This is a genomic window from Cupriavidus basilensis, from assembly GCF_029335485.1.
Lineage (GTDB): Bacteria > Pseudomonadota > Gammaproteobacteria > Burkholderiales > Burkholderiaceae > Cupriavidus > Cupriavidus basilensis_E.
Map to the genome: position 1 here is coordinate 15,419 of NZ_JARJLM010000632.1, position 15,227 is coordinate 30,645.

Below are 15,227 nucleotides of genomic sequence, written 5' to 3' on the forward strand. Positions count from 1 at the left end.
GCCGGCACGCCTTTCCCGACCCGCATACTGATGAATACTCCTGACTCCGCCGCCACCCGGATCGCATCCGGCCTGCGCGGCCCGGCCGCGCTTGCCGCCGCGCTCGCCCTTTGCCTGTCCGCCACGGGCTGCAGTTCCCTGCTCAGCGAGGGTACGGCGGCCGGCGCAGGTATTGCCGGCGCGGCCGTGGCCGGTGCGGTGACCGACAACGCGGCGGTGGCGACCGGCATCGGCCTGGGCGTGCAGGCTGGCGCCCGCGCGGCCTTGCAATACAGCCAGCGCCGGATTCACGCGGCGGCGCAGGACCGTATCGCCCAGGCCGCCGGCCCGTTGGCCGTGGACGCCGTGGCGAACTGGAAGACCGACCACGCGGTGCCGCTCGAGCCCGCGGAGCAAGGACGCGTCACGGTCAGCCGGGAGATCGGCGGCAAGTCCCTGCCGTGCAAGGAGATCGTCTTCTCCGTGGACGAGCCGGGCAAGCCCAGCGCCTTCTATATCGCGGCGATCTGCCGTGACGGCCAGGCCTGGAAGTGGGCCTCGGCCGAGCCCGCAACGGAGCGCTGGGGGTCGCTGCAATGAGGCGCTGCCGCGCATTGCGGGTCCTCGCGCCCATGCTTGCGGTGGCCATCGCCGGCGGTTGCGCCTCGGTGGGCGACCTGACCGGGGCGGTGGCCGGGGTGGCGACCGGCGCGGTGACGGGCAATCCCGCGTTGGCCGCCGGGGTCGCCATCGGCGTGAGCGCCGCGGCGGATGCCGGCGCCAAATACGTGTTCCGCAACTGGCAGCAAGCCGAGCAGGACAGCATTGCCGCCACCATCGGCGCCATGCCGGTGGAGCAGCAGCAGCGCTGGGAAATCCGCCATCCCCTGCCTTACGCCAACGAGCATGGCTGGGTGCGCGTGGTGCGGGTCATCCGTACCCCGCTGGCGGAGTGCCGGGAAGCGCTGTTCTCGGTGGACGACGATGCCAGGCAGCAGCGCGCCTGGTTCCTGACCACCGCCTGCCGGCAGGACGCGGGCTGGAAGTGGGCGGCGGCGGAGCCGGCGGTGCCGCGCTGGGGCAACCTGCAGTAGGAGCCGGGCGGGCGCCCTGGTCCGGCGCCGGGTACGATTCCGTACTGCCCCCTCGTACTCCCTCACATCCTGCTGCCCACCACCACGAACGCATTGCTGCCATCGGCCAGGACGCTGGCGGCAAACAGCGCCGTCTGGTTTCCCTGGGCCAGCGCCACGGCCACGCCGTTTGTCGCCGATGTGCCAAGCGGGCATGGCGCACCGCCGAAAGCCACCGTCATATTGAAGAAATTCTTCCCGGACGCCCGGGGAACGAGCGAGCCGGTGAATTTGCAGGTTCCGTTGCCAGCGGGAAACGAGCCCGCAAGCGTGCCGTCGGTGGCGATGGTCATGAGCGCCGCGGTACCGCCGCTGCCGGAAACGCTGGCGGTCGCGTAGGTACCCGCCGCTGCACTGAGGGACGCCGGCGTATCGTACAGCTTGTCATAGCTTGCGGCGAAGCCAAGCGTCCGGGCCTGTCCGGAAAAGCTGCCGTTGAAACTGGACTTGGTGGTGTAGCCGGTCGACAGCGTGGCCGGTGTCCTGGCCAGCGTGGTGAAGTTGTAGTCCGTTGCGCCAGACGAGGAGAAGGAGCCGTTCCTTGCCGTCCCGACACCGTGGACCATCCCCAGGTCGGCATCGCCCTTGGCACCGCTCTTGGCATAGATCAGGTAGAACTCGTTGTTCTCCAGCACGAAAGCGGCGGTAGAGTAGCCGGACGAATTCGCCTTGTCGCTCGCATAGATTCCCTCCGCCGAGGTATTGGCCGGGATCACCGCGGCGAGTGCTGCGGCATTCGAGCCGCTGTCGCCGCCGCCGCCGCAGGCGGCAAGCAACAGGCTGCCTGAGAGCGTTGCTGCGCTCAGAAATGTGGACAACTTCATGTGATTCGTTCCCTGTGCGCACGGACGGATCTGTTCCGTCTCCGTTTTGTATGGCGTTGTGCCTCGAGCAGGCACAACGCGGGCGGCAACCTTAGCAAATTCGATTCGTGCACTACAGTGCTCTTTCGGGGGGTATGACGGTCCGGGATGCCCGTCTCTTTCCTGTGCTTCCTCATGGGTTTCGCCCGGACAGGACAGGGTGGTTCGAACTTGCCGGTGGTGTATCGGATCCGCGCCAGAACCCATGCATTCGCGGCCGATCGGCACAAGCGCGCTGCGACCGGCCAGGGCGCAGCACGCTGCGCTGCCAGGGGGCGGTATCGCGTGCCATTTCGGCAGCTTCTGCGGCAGTTCCATTCCTACAATGAACGCTTGAATCGCGGCGGCCAGGCCAGGGCGATGCGCCACCGCGGCGCAGGCAACAGAAGAACGAAACTCACGGAGACCGCACATGAGCGCATTGGAGAAGCACGCCGCCACGGACGCCAGCCACCGCGATGACGCCGACCACGAGGAAACCCGGGAATGGCTCGACGCGCTGGCCGGCGTTTTCCGCGCCAGTGGCGCGCCGCGCGCCCGTTTCCTGCTGGAGCGCCTGGCTGAACACGCCAGCCATCTTGGTCTCGGCCAGCGCGCGAATCCCTATTCGGCCTACCAGAACACCATCGGCGTGGGCGAGCAGCCCCGCTATCCGGGGGACCTTGCGCTCGAGCAAAAGCTGACTTCGATCATCCGCTGGAACGCACTCGCCATGGTGGTGCGCGCCAACAAGGCCTATGGCGAACTCGGCGGGCACCTTGCCAGCTACGCGTCGGCGGCCGAGATCTTCGAGGTGGGCTTCAACCATTTCTTCCGCGCCGACGAGGGCGAGCGCAAGGGCGACCTGGTCTATTTCCAGCCGCATTCGGCGCCGGGGGTCTATGCGCGTGCTTTCCTGGAGGGACGGTTGTCCGAGGCCCAGCTCGCCAGCTACCGGCAGGAGACCGGCGGCGGCGGCCTTTCCTCCTATCCCCACCCGTGGCTGATGCCGGACTTCTGGCAGTTCCCGACCGGCTCGATGGGCATCGGCCCGATCAGCGCTATCTATCAGGCCAGGTTCCTGCGCTACCTCGGCCATCGCGGCATCGCCGAAACGTCATCCCGGCGGGTCTGGGGCGTGTTCGGAGACGGCGAGATGGACGAGCCGGAATCGCTCGCCGCGCTCTCGCTGGCCGCGCGCGAGAAGCTCGACAACCTCACCTTCGTCATCAACTGCAACCTGCAGCGGCTGGACGGCCCGGTGCGCGGCAACGGGCAGGTCATCAATGAGCTGGAGGCGCTGTTCAACGGCGCCGGCTGGAATGTGGTCAAGGTGGTCTGGGGCTCCGAGTGGGACACCCTGTTCGCCCGCGATACCGGCCACGCGCTGCTCAAGCGCTTCGCCGCGATGGTGGATGGCGAATACCAGAACCTCGGCGCCAAGGACGGCGAGTACAATCTGGCCCACTTCTTCAACCGCGATCCCGAGCTGAAGGCCCTGGCCGCCAGCATGAGCAGCGCGGATATCGATGCGCTGCGCCGGGGCGGGCACGATTTCCGCAAGCTGTATGCGGCGTTCCATGCCGCGCGGGAGCACAAGGGCCAGCCCACCGTCATCCTCGCCAAGACCAAGAAGGGCTTCGGCATGGGCCAGGCTGGCGAATCCAGGATGACGGCCCACCAGCAGAAGAAGCTCGACCTGGATGCGCTAAAGGCCTTTCGCGACCGCTTCGCGCTGCCGCTGGATGACGAGGCGGTGGCGGCGCTGCAGTTCTACAAGCCGGCGCCGGACAGCCAGGAAATGGCCTATCTCCAGGCACGCCGCCAGGCGCTCGGGGGCTACCTGCCCGCGCGCGCCCGCACTGCGCCGGCGCTCGCCATGCCGGAACTGGCGCAATACGGGCGCTTCGCCCTGGAGCCGGACGAGCGCGAAGTGTCCACCACCACCGGTGTGGTCCGCCTCTTCACCAACCTGATCAAGGACAAGACGGTCGGGCCGCGCGTGGTGCCCATCGTGGCCGACGAGGCGCGCACTTTCGGCATGGCCAACCTGTTCCGGCAGATCGGCATCTACTCGCCCATGGGACAGCTCTACGAACCGGAGGATGCCGGCTCGATGCTGTACTACAAGGAAAGCAAGGAAGGGCAGTTGCTGGAGGAGGGCATTACCGAAGCCGGGGCGCTGGCATCGTGGACGGCGGCGGCGACCTCCTACAGCGTCAACGGCGTGGCCATGCTGCCGTTCTACATCTATTACTCGATGTTCGGCTTCCAGCGCGTCGGCGACCTGATCTGGGCCGCGGCGGACCAGCGCGCGCGGGGCTTCCTGATCGGCGCCACGGCAGGCCGGACCACGCTGGCAGGCGAAGGCCTGCAGCACCAGGACGGCTCCAGCCAGCTGGTCGCCGCCACGGTGCCGAACTGCCGCGCCTATGATCCGGCCTTTATCAGCGAGGCCGCGGTGATCATCCATCACGGCGCGCGCAGCATGCTGGAGGCGCAGCGCGACGAGTTCTACTACCTGACGGTCAACAATGAGAACTACGTGCAGGCGCCGCTGCGGGAAGACGCGCACGAAGACGTGATCAAGGGCATGTACCTCTACGGTACCCGCGGCCCGCAAGGCGACGCTGCCAGGGTCAGGCTGCTCGGCTCGGGCGCCATTCTGCGCGAGGTCATCGCCGCCGCCGATCTGCTGGCGGCCGACTGGGATATCAAGTCGGAGATCTGGAGCGTGACCAGTTTCTCCGAGCTGGCCCGCGACGCCCGCGAATGCGAGCGCAGCAGCCTGTTCGCCAGCGGCGGCGAGACCGTAAGCCATTTGCAGCGATGCCTGCCTGGCGCGACGCCGGTCATTGCCTCGACGGACTACGTGCGGGCCTACGCGCAGTTGATCGCCTCGTACCTGCCAGCGCCGTTCACCGCCCTGGGCACGGACGGCTTCGGGCGCAGCGACACGCGCGCCGCGCTGCGGCGCTTCTTCGGGATCGACCGGTATCACATCGCCATCGCCGCGCTCCACGCGATTTCTCCCGGGCTGCATGCACAGGGGCTGGAACGCTATGGGGCGCGCATGGAGGTGGAAGCGCCGTGGGCGCGTTGAGCCCGGGCTTGATTCAATGTCAAAGCCTTGAAGTCAAAGGCCGCATAGGGGAGGGTGAACCTGCGCGGCTCGCTTCGCCTTGCCTCGCCGCGGGTGCGTCCCGCGCGCGGGACACACCGCCATCCGACAGCGAGTCGGGTGCAATGCCGTTGTTTTCTCCCCTCTCCTGCTTGCAGGAAGGCGAGGCGGGAAGCCTTGCGCGGGGGAGGGCTTCCCGCGATCTAGCGGACCAGCCAGTTCTCCACGCAAAGTCCCCGAACGCGGGAGAACTCGTTTGTGTTGTCAGTGACAAGCACCGCTTCCATCGCCAGCGCGTGCGCGGCGATCAGCATGTCGTTGGCGCCGATCGACTGGCCTCGGCGCTCCAGGTCGGCACGCAAATGGCCGTAGAGCCGGTCGGCGTCGCGATGCAAGGCCATCACGGTCAAGCTCGCAAGCGCGCGGTCGACGCGGCTAGCCAACTCGGCGGACCCCTTTTTCTCTACACCGAAGCGCAGTTCGGCCGCCACGATGATGGATGTGCAGAGGCTCTCTGGCGCCGCTTCGGCAATTCGTGTGGCGCAGGAGCCTCGTGTGTTTCTGATCGCGTCCGAGATGATATTGGTGTCGAGCAGATACAAAGCCATTACAGGTCTACCGGCTCAGCGGGCAAGCTATCAACCTCTGGAAACGGTTCGTCGAGCGGAGCCCATTGTGTCAGCAGCTCGCGTAGCGGTTTGGCTTTTACCGGCTCGATAATCAGGCAATCCCCCTCCTTTCGCACGATTGCTTCATCGCCTGGAAGCTCAAGATCACGCGGAATCCGGATGGCTTGGTTACGGCCGTTGCGAAAAAGGCGGACGTGCCGGCCTTCGGGTGTCGTCATATTGCCTCTCCGTAGCATATGCCAAAGCATATGCCATTCTATCAAGCAACGCCAGAGGGGCCATTGGGGGGGCGCAGCCTGAGCAATCTCTTGGGGATAAAGGCCTTAAGCTCACGCCTGCCAGTGTGACTTGTGCGTCTCCAGGATGCGGGTGACGTCACGAAGCCACCCAAGGTGTCTATCGGCGGCTACTACGCGTTGTCAAAGCGCACCATGTTGTTCATCGCGGCGCCGAAGGTGCCCCGGGCAGGGGCTTCCCCCCTCGATGGCCCTTGTCCGCGATCAGTCGGCCACGGCTGCCGGCTTCACCTGCATCAGATAGGCGAATATCGCATTGGTGTCGCGGATAGGGCATCCACAACAGCGCAGATCACTCCCCGCCCCCATCCACCGGGAGTTCGTGCAAGACGTGCCCGAACTCATCCAGTTCCTTCTGGATCCTCGCCATGCTGGCGTCAATGGTCTGCTGCGTGACTTCGCCATCGACGAACTCTACCGAGACGCGGGTAACACGGGGATCCTTGTCGACGATGCCCTGCAACACCTTGTCAAGGAGCTTTTCCCCGGCACGCAAGCCGAGCGGGCGGGGAACAAGCACCTTGACCAGCAGGATCTCCGCCTCGTCCTGCGTTTTCTCCGTCTGCGCCGCATCGGCAAAGGCAGTCCGTAGATACGATTTGAGTTTCAAGACACTCAGGTTGCCGGGAACACCGATATGCGAAACCCGAACCTTTCCCTCCGCCATGCTATCTCTCCGCCGAAATTGAACGCGAGGACTATACCGCAGGCTGCATCGGTCGAACAAAACGCGGCCCAGTCGATGCCATCCACCCAGGCGACGCTGCCGGCCGCAAGCGATCCGTATGTCCAAGGCGCCGAAAAGCCTGCGTCCCAGCCCTTCGGAGTGCAACGTCCCGTGAACCGGGCAGCGCGCCGCGCTGCATGCAAAAGCAAGCAGCGACGAAGTAGCCGGTTGAACAGGCGGGCAGGACGCCGGCACATCCACGCCGGCGTCCCTGCTCAAGGCCCCTTGCCCGCCTCCGCCCGCAGCCCCTTCACCCTGTCCGCACTCACATCCGCCCGCTGCCCGCCATAGCTCGCACGCAGGTAGTTCGCCAGTTCGGCCAGTTCCGCATCGCTCATGCGCGCAGCAAAGCCTGGCATGTCCTGCAGGCTCTCCAGACCCGGGAATTTCTGCGCCTCGATGCCGTCCAGCATCGACACGATCAGGTTGCGCGGGTCGGCGTTGCGCACCGTGGAATTGCCCTGCATGGCCACCGCGACGTGCGGCTTGCCTTCGCCCTCGCGTCCATGGCAGCCGGCGCAGACGGCCAGGTAGTGCTGCCGCCCGGGTTTGAGCTGGGCCACATCCGCGCTCACTGGCTTGATCGCTTGCGGCGCCGCCGGCTGGTCGCCCAGCAGGTAGGCCGACATCGCGGCGAGGTCGGCCTGGTTCAGGTACCGGCTGCTGAGATGGACCACCGGGAACATCTCGCCGAAGGCGGAGCCTTGCGGGGCCATGCCGCTGGCGAAGAAGGTCTGCAGGTCGGCGCCGGTCCAGCCGCGCGCGGCCAGGCCCGCCGGCGTGATGTCCGGCGCGGCCACGCGGCCGAGCGCGGCGCCCGCCAGCGGCAGGGCCGGGTCCAACCGGCCGAACATGGCGCGCGGCGTGTGGCATTCGGCGCAGTGGCCGAGCGCGTTGGACAGGTAGCGCCCGCGCTGCCAGGCGGGCGTCTTTCCCTGCGAGGCATCGGGCAGCTGGTCCCTGAGGAACAGCAGGTTCCAGCCGATCAGCGCGATCCGCATGTTGTACGGGAAACGCAGGTCGTGCGGCCGGTTTGCCACCGCCGCCCGCTTCAACTGCATCAGGTAGGCATACATCGCATCGGTATCGCCGCGCGACAGGCCGCGATACGAGGTGTAGGGCATGGCGGGGTAGAGGTGCTTGTCCGGCGTGACACCGTCGTGCAGCGCCTTGTAGAAATCATCGGCGCTCCACTTGCCGATGCCGTGATCCTTGTCCGGCGTGATGTTGGTGCCATAGAACGTGCCGAACGGCGAGGCCAGTACGACTCCGCCGGCAAACGGCGCGCCCTGGGCGCTGGTATGGCAGGCGGCGCAATCGGCGGCGCGCACCAGGTAGCGCCCACGCGCGATCTGTTCGGCGGGCGAGAGCTGGGTGGCGGGCTGCTGGTCAGCGGCGGGAGCGATCGGGGCGGCGTGGTCGCCGCAGCCGGCCAACACTGCCGCGCCCAGCGCCGCCATGGCCGCCAGCGTGGTGCGCGCGTGCCGGAGGAGGCCGGGCCGGCTCGTCATGGTCATGGTCATGGTCATCACTTGTCGTCCTTTACCAGTCCCGGGGTGTTGACGACCAAGTCCTTGACGGCCTCGAAGTAGCGCACATAGCCGGTGCAGCGGCAGATGTGGTCGTTGAGCGCAGCGGTGATGGTCTCGTCGACCTTGCCCCTGAGCACCGGCTGGCGCTTCAGGCGCTCCACCAGGATGGTCGCGCCGTTGACGAAACCGGGCGTACAGTAGCCGCACTGGAAGCTGAAGTGCTCCAGGAACTTCTGCTGGATGGGCGACAGTTCCACCACCTCGCCTTTGTCGTTGCGCCTGGCGTGGCCTTCCACCGTGCGCACCTTCTTGCCCTGGAAATAGTGCGCGCCGGTAATGCAGGCGCGCACTTCCTCGCTGCTGCCGTCGGTGCGGTCCAGGATCACCACGCAGGCGTGGCAGATGCCCTGGCCGCAGCCCAGGCGCGAGCCGGTGAGGTGGAGGTATTCGTGCAGGAAGTCGATCATCATCAGGCCCTCCGGCACATCGATGGGGCCAACGTCCTTGCCGTTGATGTTGAGGGAAAGCGGCTGGGTGGCGATGCTCATGCCAGGATCTCCTGAATCTTTTCGGCGCTGACCGGCAGGGCGGTGAAGCGATGGCCGATGGCATGCGCGATGCCGTTGACGATGGCGCCCACCACCGGAATCATCACCACTTCGGCGATGCCCTTGGGCGGGTCGGTGTCCGACAGGGGCGGCAAGACCATCCCGGTCTGCGACCACACCGCCACGTCGCTGGCGCGCGGCAGATGGTAGCGGTTGAAGTTCCAGGTGCCATTGCCGGGTCCGTCTTCGTAGAGCGGCAGGAACTCGTGCAGCGCATGGCCGATGCCCATGGCGACGCCGCCCTGCAGCTGGCCGGAAACCAGATCCGGCGACAACTGCGAGCCGCATTCCATGATGGAGTGGTGGCTGAGGATTTCCACCTTGCCGCTGGCCTCGTGCACCGAGAGTTCGACCAGCGTGCCCACCGCGCTGTAGTAGGTCACGCTGGCGTTGTTGCGCTGCGTGGGCGCGATATGGACCTGCTTGCGGTCAAGCACGTGGTAGCCGCCGCTGGTGGTCATGCGGGCCTTGCGCGCGGCGTCGGCGCCGTCGCCGTAGCGCACCGCGAGCCCGTCGACGGGCAGCCGGGCGGCGGCGCCATTCACCTCGAAATCGGCTTCGGTCCATTGCCAGCGGTTGAACACGTGCACCGTGGCGCCGGTAACCAGGCCAAGCTCGTGCGCCTTCTTCGCCAACTGCTCGTAGGGCAAGGCTTGCAGGCCCCCGGCGGTAAGCTTGCCTTGCACCCAGCGCGCATCTTCCACGCGCACCACCAGCGAGGCGGCCTGGCCGCCGCCGGTGCCCTGGCTCCAGATCGCCATCGCGGCCGGCCACAGCCCGTGCATGAAGATCACGCGTGCCGCTTCGCGGGTGCTGTGGGTGAAGTAGTAGGCCGAGTTGGTCGCGCTGGAGGGCGAGGCATAGGCGGGCGACCAGCGCGGGTTGGCGGACAGCTTGTCCTGGTCGGCCTGGCTCATCAGGTAGGGGTCGCCGGTGGCGGTGACCGGCAGGTCGGGCCAGTCGGTCACCGCCACGCGCACCTCGCCGGCCGGCTCGCCCAGCCAGCGGCTCACGGCCACCGCCTGCGAGGTCGACATACCGGTGCCGATCTCGGCGCCGCTGTGATGCAGCACGATGGCGCCGTCGGCATGCATCTCCACCTTGGCGAACGAGGCTTCGGCGCCGGTGCCGAAGTCCTTCTGCACACAGGCGAAGCCCACGCCGTAGCGCCGTCCCGGATGGCTGGCTTCGAAATCGGCCTTCTGCTTCGCGCGGTTGGTCCACAGCGGATGGACCTTGGCCGCCTGCAATACCTCGTCCACGCGGATGGCGCCGGCGGGGATCGCGCCCTGCGTGTTCTTCATGCCCGAGCGCAGCGCGTTTTTCAGGCGGAACTCGATCGGGTCGAGCTTGAGCTGCTCGGCGAACTCGTCGACCATCATCTCGGTGGCCGCCATGCTTTGCAGCGTGCCGTAGCCGCGCGCCGAGCCGGCGTCGATGGCGCGCGTGGCGATGGCCACTGCGGTCAGGTCGTTCCTGGGGAAGTAATAGATCGACTGCGCGGCGGTGGCGCCCACCATCGCCACCGAGGGCGAGAAGTTGGCGCGGCCGCCGCCGTTGGCCTCGAAATCGCCCTGGAAGGCCTGGAACAGGCCGGTCTTCCTGTCCACCGCGATGCGGTAGCGCATCTTGAAGGCGTGGCGCTTGATCGAGGTCTGGAACTGCTCGTAGCGGTCGTTGGCCAGCCGCACCGGCTTGCCGTCGGCGTAAAGCGCGGTCACCAGGCCGTAGAAGGGAAAGTTGTAGTGATCCTTGGAGCCGTAGCCAACGGTATAGCAGGGATGGACGAACACCTGCGCGACCGGGAACGCGCCCTTGGCCTTGGCCAGCATCTCCGCCGTGCTTTGGCCGACTTCGATGGGCGACTGGGTCGGCATCACCATGTGCAGCGCCTGGGCGGCGGGGTCATACCAGCAGTTGGCGTTGTCGGGCTCGAGCGCGGCGGTGTCGATCGACTGCGTGTCGTACTCGCGCTCCAGCACCAGCCAGTCCGCCGGCGGCTGGTCCAGTTGCTGCCGGATCCGGCCGGCATGGTACATGCCCTGCTCGCCGAGCTGGCCGTGATCCTTGCCATCGGGCCAGACCGGCTGGTGCTTGCGCATCATGCTGGGGAACAGCGGCGCGTTCTTCAGGCTGGAGAATACATCGTCGTCGAACGGGGTGTCGCCGCCCACCCGCACGAAGCGGAAGGTGCCCCAGGGATCGCGCTCGAGCGGGCCGGTCTCGGCGCCGTAGCGGATGACTTCGTCGTGGAACTTGAGCTTGTCCTTGGCAAAGCGGAAGCGGGCGAAATCGTGATAGATCAGGATCGCCACCGCATGGCCGAGGTAGGCCGGCGTCTTGCCGGCCGGCAGCAGCATGTCCTCGCCATAGAAGGCGGGAAAGGCGATACCGTCGCGCACCAGGTCGGCGGCGGTCACCACCCGGTCGGGTTTGAGATCGTCGCCCAGCAGCGCCAGGTCGAAGCCCTCGAAGGCGCGGTCCGCCTTGGTGGCGCGCAGGATAAAGGCGTGCGACTGCTCCTGCGGCCAGTGCGGCATGTCGCGCGAGCGGATATCGCGGGCGAAGACCTTGTCGCCGGTGACCTTGGCCATGCCGTCGATGCGGAACCTGGGCGCGCCGGTCTTGGGGTCCCACTGGACCGGGGTCAGGATCTTTTCTTCGAACAGGGCCGCGAAGGCCTTGCCGCCGATCGGCGCGATGTACACCGATACCCCGGCGACGACGCTGGCTTTCAGGAAAGTGCGGCGCGTTGGGCTGAAGTTAGCCATGGAATTTCCTTGGAGATGCGCTGATGCCGCCGCGGTGGCGCAGCCCGGTACGGGTTTGATAGCGATCGCGATAGACGGCCAGACGCGCCCGGCCAGGACGGCCGGACGGAACGTGGGGAGAACCGGCGTACGACAGGCAGCGGCAATCGAGGTCTCCGTGCAAGAGGGCGCGGGCACGATGTGCGGCACCGGCGCGGATTACGACGCAAGACTGGGCTGATGAACGGTGGGGCAATGCAAGTTTTTATTCTAGGCGCAGAAGTGCACGCGGGTGCGCCGATTTTGCCCCCGGCCGCTGCGTGCTCGCAACCGGGTGGCTTGAATGCTGCTTATCACTGGCGTGGCATTCCCATTGCGTGGCCATTGTGCGTGGCACAAACAGCGGGAAGCCGGCGCCCATGGCCGGCCCGCGGACGCGGGTCGTATCGTGGCGCATTGGGCGGGACGCCCGCCAGGCCCCCCAATCGTTGTAGCATCGCCCCCATGGACAACCTGCTCAGAAAACTCGACCTGACCTCGCTGCGCCTGTTCGTCGCGGTCTGCCAGGAACAAAACATCGCGCGCGCGGCCGAGCGCGAGTTCATCGCGCCGTCGGCGGTCAGCCGCCGCATTGCCGAGATCGAGGCGCAGATCGGCTTGCCCGTGATCGAGCGGCATCCCCGCGGCATCACGGTGACGCCGGTGGGCGAGGCGGTGCTGCGGCATGCGCTGGCCATCATCGGCAATATCGAGGCGCTAGGGGCGGAGCTGTCGCGCTTTAGCTCCGGCGCGCGCGGCAATGTGCGGATGGTGTGCAACCTCGGCGCCATCGTGCAGTTCCTGCCGGAAGACCTGGCTGCCTTCGGGCGCGTGTATCCCGATATCGGCATCGAGCTGGAAGAGCAGCATAGCCCCGAGGTATTGCGCATGGTGGGCGAGCGCAGCGCCGACTTCGGCATCTGCAACGCGATCCAGGGCGTGGAGCAATTCGTCTCGCTGCCTTACCGGGAGGATCAGCTTTGCGTGCTGGTGCCGCGCGGGCATCCGCTGGCGTCGGCGCAGCAGGTGCGCTTTGCCGACGTGCTCGGCGAGACCTTCGTGGCGTTGCGCGACGAGAGTGCGCTCAGCCGGCTCCTGGCGGAGCAGGCGACACGCCGGAGCGCCACGCTCAAGATCAAGATCCGGGTGGCGAGCCTGGATGCGTTGTGCCGCATGGTGCATGTGGGGCTGGGGATTGCCGTCGTGCCGCGGCAGGTGGGCGAGCTGTACCTGAATACGCTCGACGTGGTGGCACGGCCGCTGGCGGATGCCTGGGCCACGCGGCAACTGGTGGTGGTGTTCCACTCGCGGGAGCACCTCTCGGCTAGCGCCGCTGCCTTGGTGGGTTTTCTTTGCCGGCAATAGCGCGGGGAATGTGAACCACCGGCCAGCCGTCGCAAACCGAGACGCCTGCCATGCCGACTCCGCACTTTGCCCCGGCGGCGCCAAACCATATAGTGGGATCATCAAAACGAGAACCCCACCATGGAAGCCACCATCCGCTTCGACGGCCGCGTGCTGTACCTGTCGCAAGATCCCGCCTGCGTGCGCGCCCAGCTCGACGGCAAGCCCATGACCCTGGCCGAGGCCGGTCCGCTGCGCGACAACATCTCCACCGACGAGATCACGCCGGTGACGATCATGCTGACCTACGATGAGCGGCTGGGGCAATTCCCTTATGTGGGGTTCCAGGCGGGCTCCGAGCTGCCGATCGGCCGCGATGCCATCCGCAACGGCGGCTTTGCCGTCACGGTGGCGGGCAAGCGCTACGGCAAGGGATCCTCGCGCGAGTCCAGCCCGCTGGCGGAGCTGTCCGCCGGCATCCGCCTGATCGTGGCGGAGAGCTTCGAGCGCATCTACCAGCAGAACTGCGACAACATCGGCATCCTGACCACCACGGATTTCACGGTGCTGGACCGCGTGCTGGCGGGTGAGGCGATTCCCATCGAGGCCTTCCTGAGCGGGCGCGACGCGCTGACCCAGCAGGTGATCCGCGCTGGCGGACTGCTGGCCTATAGCCGCGCGGCGAGCTGGCCGGCGGCGGGGGGCGCACAGGGCGCACAGGGCGCGGGGGAATCCGCCGGCGCCTCGCCGCGCACGCTGGTGGAGAAGATCATCGCCCGCCATCTGCTGCCGGGCACGCCATCCGCCGAGCGCGGCCAGGGCGTGTTCGTGGCGGCGGACTGGCGCTTCTCGCACGACTACTTCACCGGCATGTGCGCGCACCTGATGCACCGCGCCTTCGGCAAGCCGGCGGCGTTGCACGAGCCCGATCACATCATCGCCTTCCAGGATCACCTGGTGCTGGCGGCGCAAAGCTTCCCGCATGTGCGCGACGGCCTGCTGCCGGGCGTGGCCAACCTGATGCAGGGCCATAGCAGCTTCGCGCACGACTACCCGGTGCGCTCGCACAACGCGCTGCCCGGCGACGTGCCGGGCTCGGAAGGCATCTGCCATGCGCTGATGGCCGAGCAGTACGCGCTGCCGGGCCAGGTGGTGGTGGGCACCGATTCGCACACGCCCCATTCGGGTGCGCTCGGTTGCCTGGCGTTCGGCGCCGGCGCCACCGATCTTGCCAATAGCTGGGTGACGGGCTACGTGCGCTGCAAGGTGCCGCAGACCCTGCGCGTGGAGGTGGAGGGCGCACTGGCCCCGGGCGTGACCGCCAAGGACATCGTGCTCTACCTGCTGCAGATGGATGCGATCCGCTCCGGCGGGGCCATTGGCGTGGTGTTCGAGTACGCCGGCAGCACCGTGCGCGGCTTGTCGATCGACGAGCGCGCCACGCTGACCAACATGGTCGCGGAGCTGGGCGGCTTCACCGGCATCGTCGAGCCGGACGACAAGACCGTGGCCTTCCTCAAGGCGCGGCGCGGCGTGGATTTCGTGGTGGAGGACTGGATGCGCAGCGATGTCGGCGCCAGCTACCGCGACGTGATCCGCATCGACGCCGCTGCCATCGCGCCCATGGTGGCGCGTCCGGGCGACCCCGGCAACGGCATCGCGGCCAGCACGCTGGCGCAGCCGGTGCCGGTGGATATTGCCTACGGCGGCTCCTGCACGGCCGGCAAGCGCGAGGATTTCGACTACTACCACGAGGTGCTGCGCTGGGGCCTGGAGCATGGCCTCAAGGTGTCGGCCCGCACCCGGCTCTTCCTGCAGTTCGGCACGCTGGGCGTGAAGGACTACTGCGAGGCGCGCGGCTATATGGATACCTTTGCCGCCGCTGGCGCCACGCTGGTCATGCCGGGCTGCGGCTCGTGCGCCAACTGCGGGCCGGGCGCCTCCACCGCCAGCGAGCAGGTGACCATCAGCGCCATCAACCGCAATTTCCCCGGCCGCTCCGGGCCGGGCCAGGTCTGGCTGGCCAGCCCCTATACCGTGGCTGCGAGCGCGCTGGCCGGGCGGATCAGCACCTTCGCGCAACTGCGGGAAGCGACCGCCCTGGCAGCACCGTAGCCTTTCACCCCGGCCCCCGCGTCAGCAGGGGCTATTGCGGCATCCAAAGCCGGTCATCAGATCCCGGCCGCCATCCACAGGAGACCGACATGTTCCCCATCCCCTCGCGCGC

The 15,227-nt window shown here is 67.3% G+C and carries 12 protein-coding genes; 5 read left to right on the forward strand and 7 right to left on the reverse strand.

Annotation, left to right across the window (positions count from 1 at the left end; translation table 11 throughout):
* Positions 1-30: 30 nt before the first annotated feature.
* Together P3W85_RS38865 and P3W85_RS38870 are read left to right on the forward strand one after the other, a co-directional pair.
* Positions 31-579 carry a hypothetical protein gene (locus P3W85_RS38865; protein WP_276268712.1) on the forward strand — a complete coding sequence of 183 codons (549 nt, stop codon included), beginning with the start codon at positions 31-33 and terminating at the stop codon, positions 577-579.
* A complete protein-coding gene (locus tag P3W85_RS38870) occupies positions 576-1,073 on the forward strand; it encodes a hypothetical protein (RefSeq protein ID WP_276268713.1) in 498 nt (165 codons plus the stop codon). The genes P3W85_RS38865 and P3W85_RS38870 overlap by 4 nt, the downstream gene beginning before the upstream one ends.
* 62 nt (positions 1,074-1,135) lie before the next feature.
* On the opposite strand, the gene P3W85_RS38875 is transcribed toward P3W85_RS38870, so the two are convergent.
* The gene (locus tag P3W85_RS38875; protein ID WP_276268714.1) at positions 1,136-1,936 is read right to left on the reverse strand and encodes a hypothetical protein; all 801 of its coding nucleotides are present in this window, start codon (positions 1,934-1,936) and stop codon (positions 1,136-1,138) included.
* Between the two features lie 451 nt (positions 1,937-2,387).
* Between P3W85_RS38875 and mdeB the strand changes: the two genes are divergently transcribed.
* Complete coding sequence (gene mdeB, locus P3W85_RS38880; protein ID WP_276268715.1) at positions 2,388-5,057, forward strand: alpha-ketoglutarate dehydrogenase; 2,670 nt, start codon at positions 2,388-2,390, stop codon at positions 5,055-5,057.
* A 221-nt stretch (positions 5,058-5,278) separates the two neighbouring features.
* Here the strand turns inward: mdeB and P3W85_RS38885 are convergent, their stop codons facing one another.
* From P3W85_RS38885 to P3W85_RS38910, 6 genes are all read right to left on the reverse strand, one after another.
* Entirely contained in the window at positions 5,279-5,683 is a 405-nt protein-coding gene (locus P3W85_RS38885; RefSeq protein WP_276268716.1) for a type II toxin-antitoxin system VapC family toxin, read from the reverse strand.
* Complete coding sequence (locus tag P3W85_RS38890; protein ID WP_017224360.1) at positions 5,683-5,922, reverse strand: antitoxin; 240 nt, start codon at positions 5,920-5,922, stop codon at positions 5,683-5,685. The genes P3W85_RS38885 and P3W85_RS38890 overlap by 1 nt, the downstream gene beginning before the upstream one ends.
* 370 nt (positions 5,923-6,292) lie before the next feature.
* A complete protein-coding gene (locus P3W85_RS38895) occupies positions 6,293-6,667 on the reverse strand; it encodes a hypothetical protein (protein ID WP_276268717.1) in 375 nt (124 codons plus the stop codon).
* 275 nt (positions 6,668-6,942) lie between these two features.
* A complete protein-coding gene (locus P3W85_RS38900; RefSeq protein WP_430869704.1) occupies positions 6,943-8,238 on the reverse strand; it encodes a c-type cytochrome in 1,296 nt (431 codons plus the stop codon).
* 17 nt (positions 8,239-8,255) lie between these two features.
* Positions 8,256-8,807, reverse strand: coding sequence for a (2Fe-2S)-binding protein (locus P3W85_RS38905; RefSeq protein ID WP_276268718.1), 552 nt, complete (start codon positions 8,805-8,807; stop codon positions 8,256-8,258).
* Positions 8,804-11,638: a xanthine dehydrogenase family protein molybdopterin-binding subunit gene (locus P3W85_RS38910; RefSeq protein WP_276268719.1), complete on the reverse strand. Its 2,835-nt coding sequence runs from the start codon at positions 11,636-11,638 to the stop codon at positions 8,804-8,806. The genes P3W85_RS38905 and P3W85_RS38910 overlap by 4 nt, the downstream gene beginning before the upstream one ends.
* Before the next feature lie 483 nt (positions 11,639-12,121).
* On the opposite strand from P3W85_RS38910, the gene P3W85_RS38915 reads away from it, so the two are divergent.
* Positions 12,122-13,021, forward strand: a complete 900-nt coding sequence (locus P3W85_RS38915; RefSeq protein ID WP_017229281.1) for a LysR family transcriptional regulator — start codon at positions 12,122-12,124, stop codon at positions 13,019-13,021.
* A gap of 120 nt (positions 13,022-13,141) precedes the next feature.
* Positions 13,142-15,115, forward strand: coding sequence for an aconitase family protein (locus tag P3W85_RS38920; protein WP_276268720.1), 1,974 nt, complete (start codon positions 13,142-13,144; stop codon positions 15,113-15,115).
* The last annotated feature ends 112 nt before the right edge of the window (positions 15,116-15,227 follow it).

What these genes read in the sequence shown, in the direction of transcription:
- P3W85_RS38875 (WP_276268714.1), bottom strand. Translation starts at nt 1,936, where the DNA reads ATGAAGTTGTCCACATTTCTGAGCGCAGCAACGCTCTCAGGCAGCCTG.
- P3W85_RS38900 (WP_430869704.1), bottom strand. Translation starts at nt 8,238, where the DNA reads ATGACGAGCCGGCCCGGCCTCCTCCGGCACGCGCGCACCACGCTGGCG.
- P3W85_RS38910 (WP_276268719.1), bottom strand. Translation starts at nt 11,638, where the DNA reads ATGGCTAACTTCAGCCCAACGCGCCGCACTTTCCTGAAAGCCAGCGTC.
- P3W85_RS38865 (WP_276268712.1), top strand. Translation starts at nt 31, where the DNA reads ATGAATACTCCTGACTCCGCCGCCACCCGGATCGCATCCGGCCTGCGC.
- P3W85_RS38905 (WP_276268718.1), bottom strand. Translation starts at nt 8,807, where the DNA reads ATGAGCATCGCCACCCAGCCGCTTTCCCTCAACATCAACGGCAAGGAC.
- P3W85_RS38895 (WP_276268717.1), bottom strand. Translation starts at nt 6,667, where the DNA reads ATGGCGGAGGGAAAGGTTCGGGTTTCGCATATCGGTGTTCCCGGCAAC.
- P3W85_RS38920 (WP_276268720.1), top strand. Translation starts at nt 13,142, where the DNA reads ATGGAAGCCACCATCCGCTTCGACGGCCGCGTGCTGTACCTGTCGCAA.
- P3W85_RS38915 (WP_017229281.1), top strand. Translation starts at nt 12,122, where the DNA reads ATGGACAACCTGCTCAGAAAACTCGACCTGACCTCGCTGCGCCTGTTC.
- mdeB (WP_276268715.1), top strand. Translation starts at nt 2,388, where the DNA reads ATGAGCGCATTGGAGAAGCACGCCGCCACGGACGCCAGCCACCGCGAT.
- P3W85_RS38870 (WP_276268713.1), top strand. Translation starts at nt 576, where the DNA reads ATGAGGCGCTGCCGCGCATTGCGGGTCCTCGCGCCCATGCTTGCGGTG.
- P3W85_RS38890 (WP_017224360.1), bottom strand. Translation starts at nt 5,922, where the DNA reads ATGACGACACCCGAAGGCCGGCACGTCCGCCTTTTTCGCAACGGCCGT.
- P3W85_RS38885 (WP_276268716.1), bottom strand. Translation starts at nt 5,683, where the DNA reads ATGGCTTTGTATCTGCTCGACACCAATATCATCTCGGACGCGATCAGA.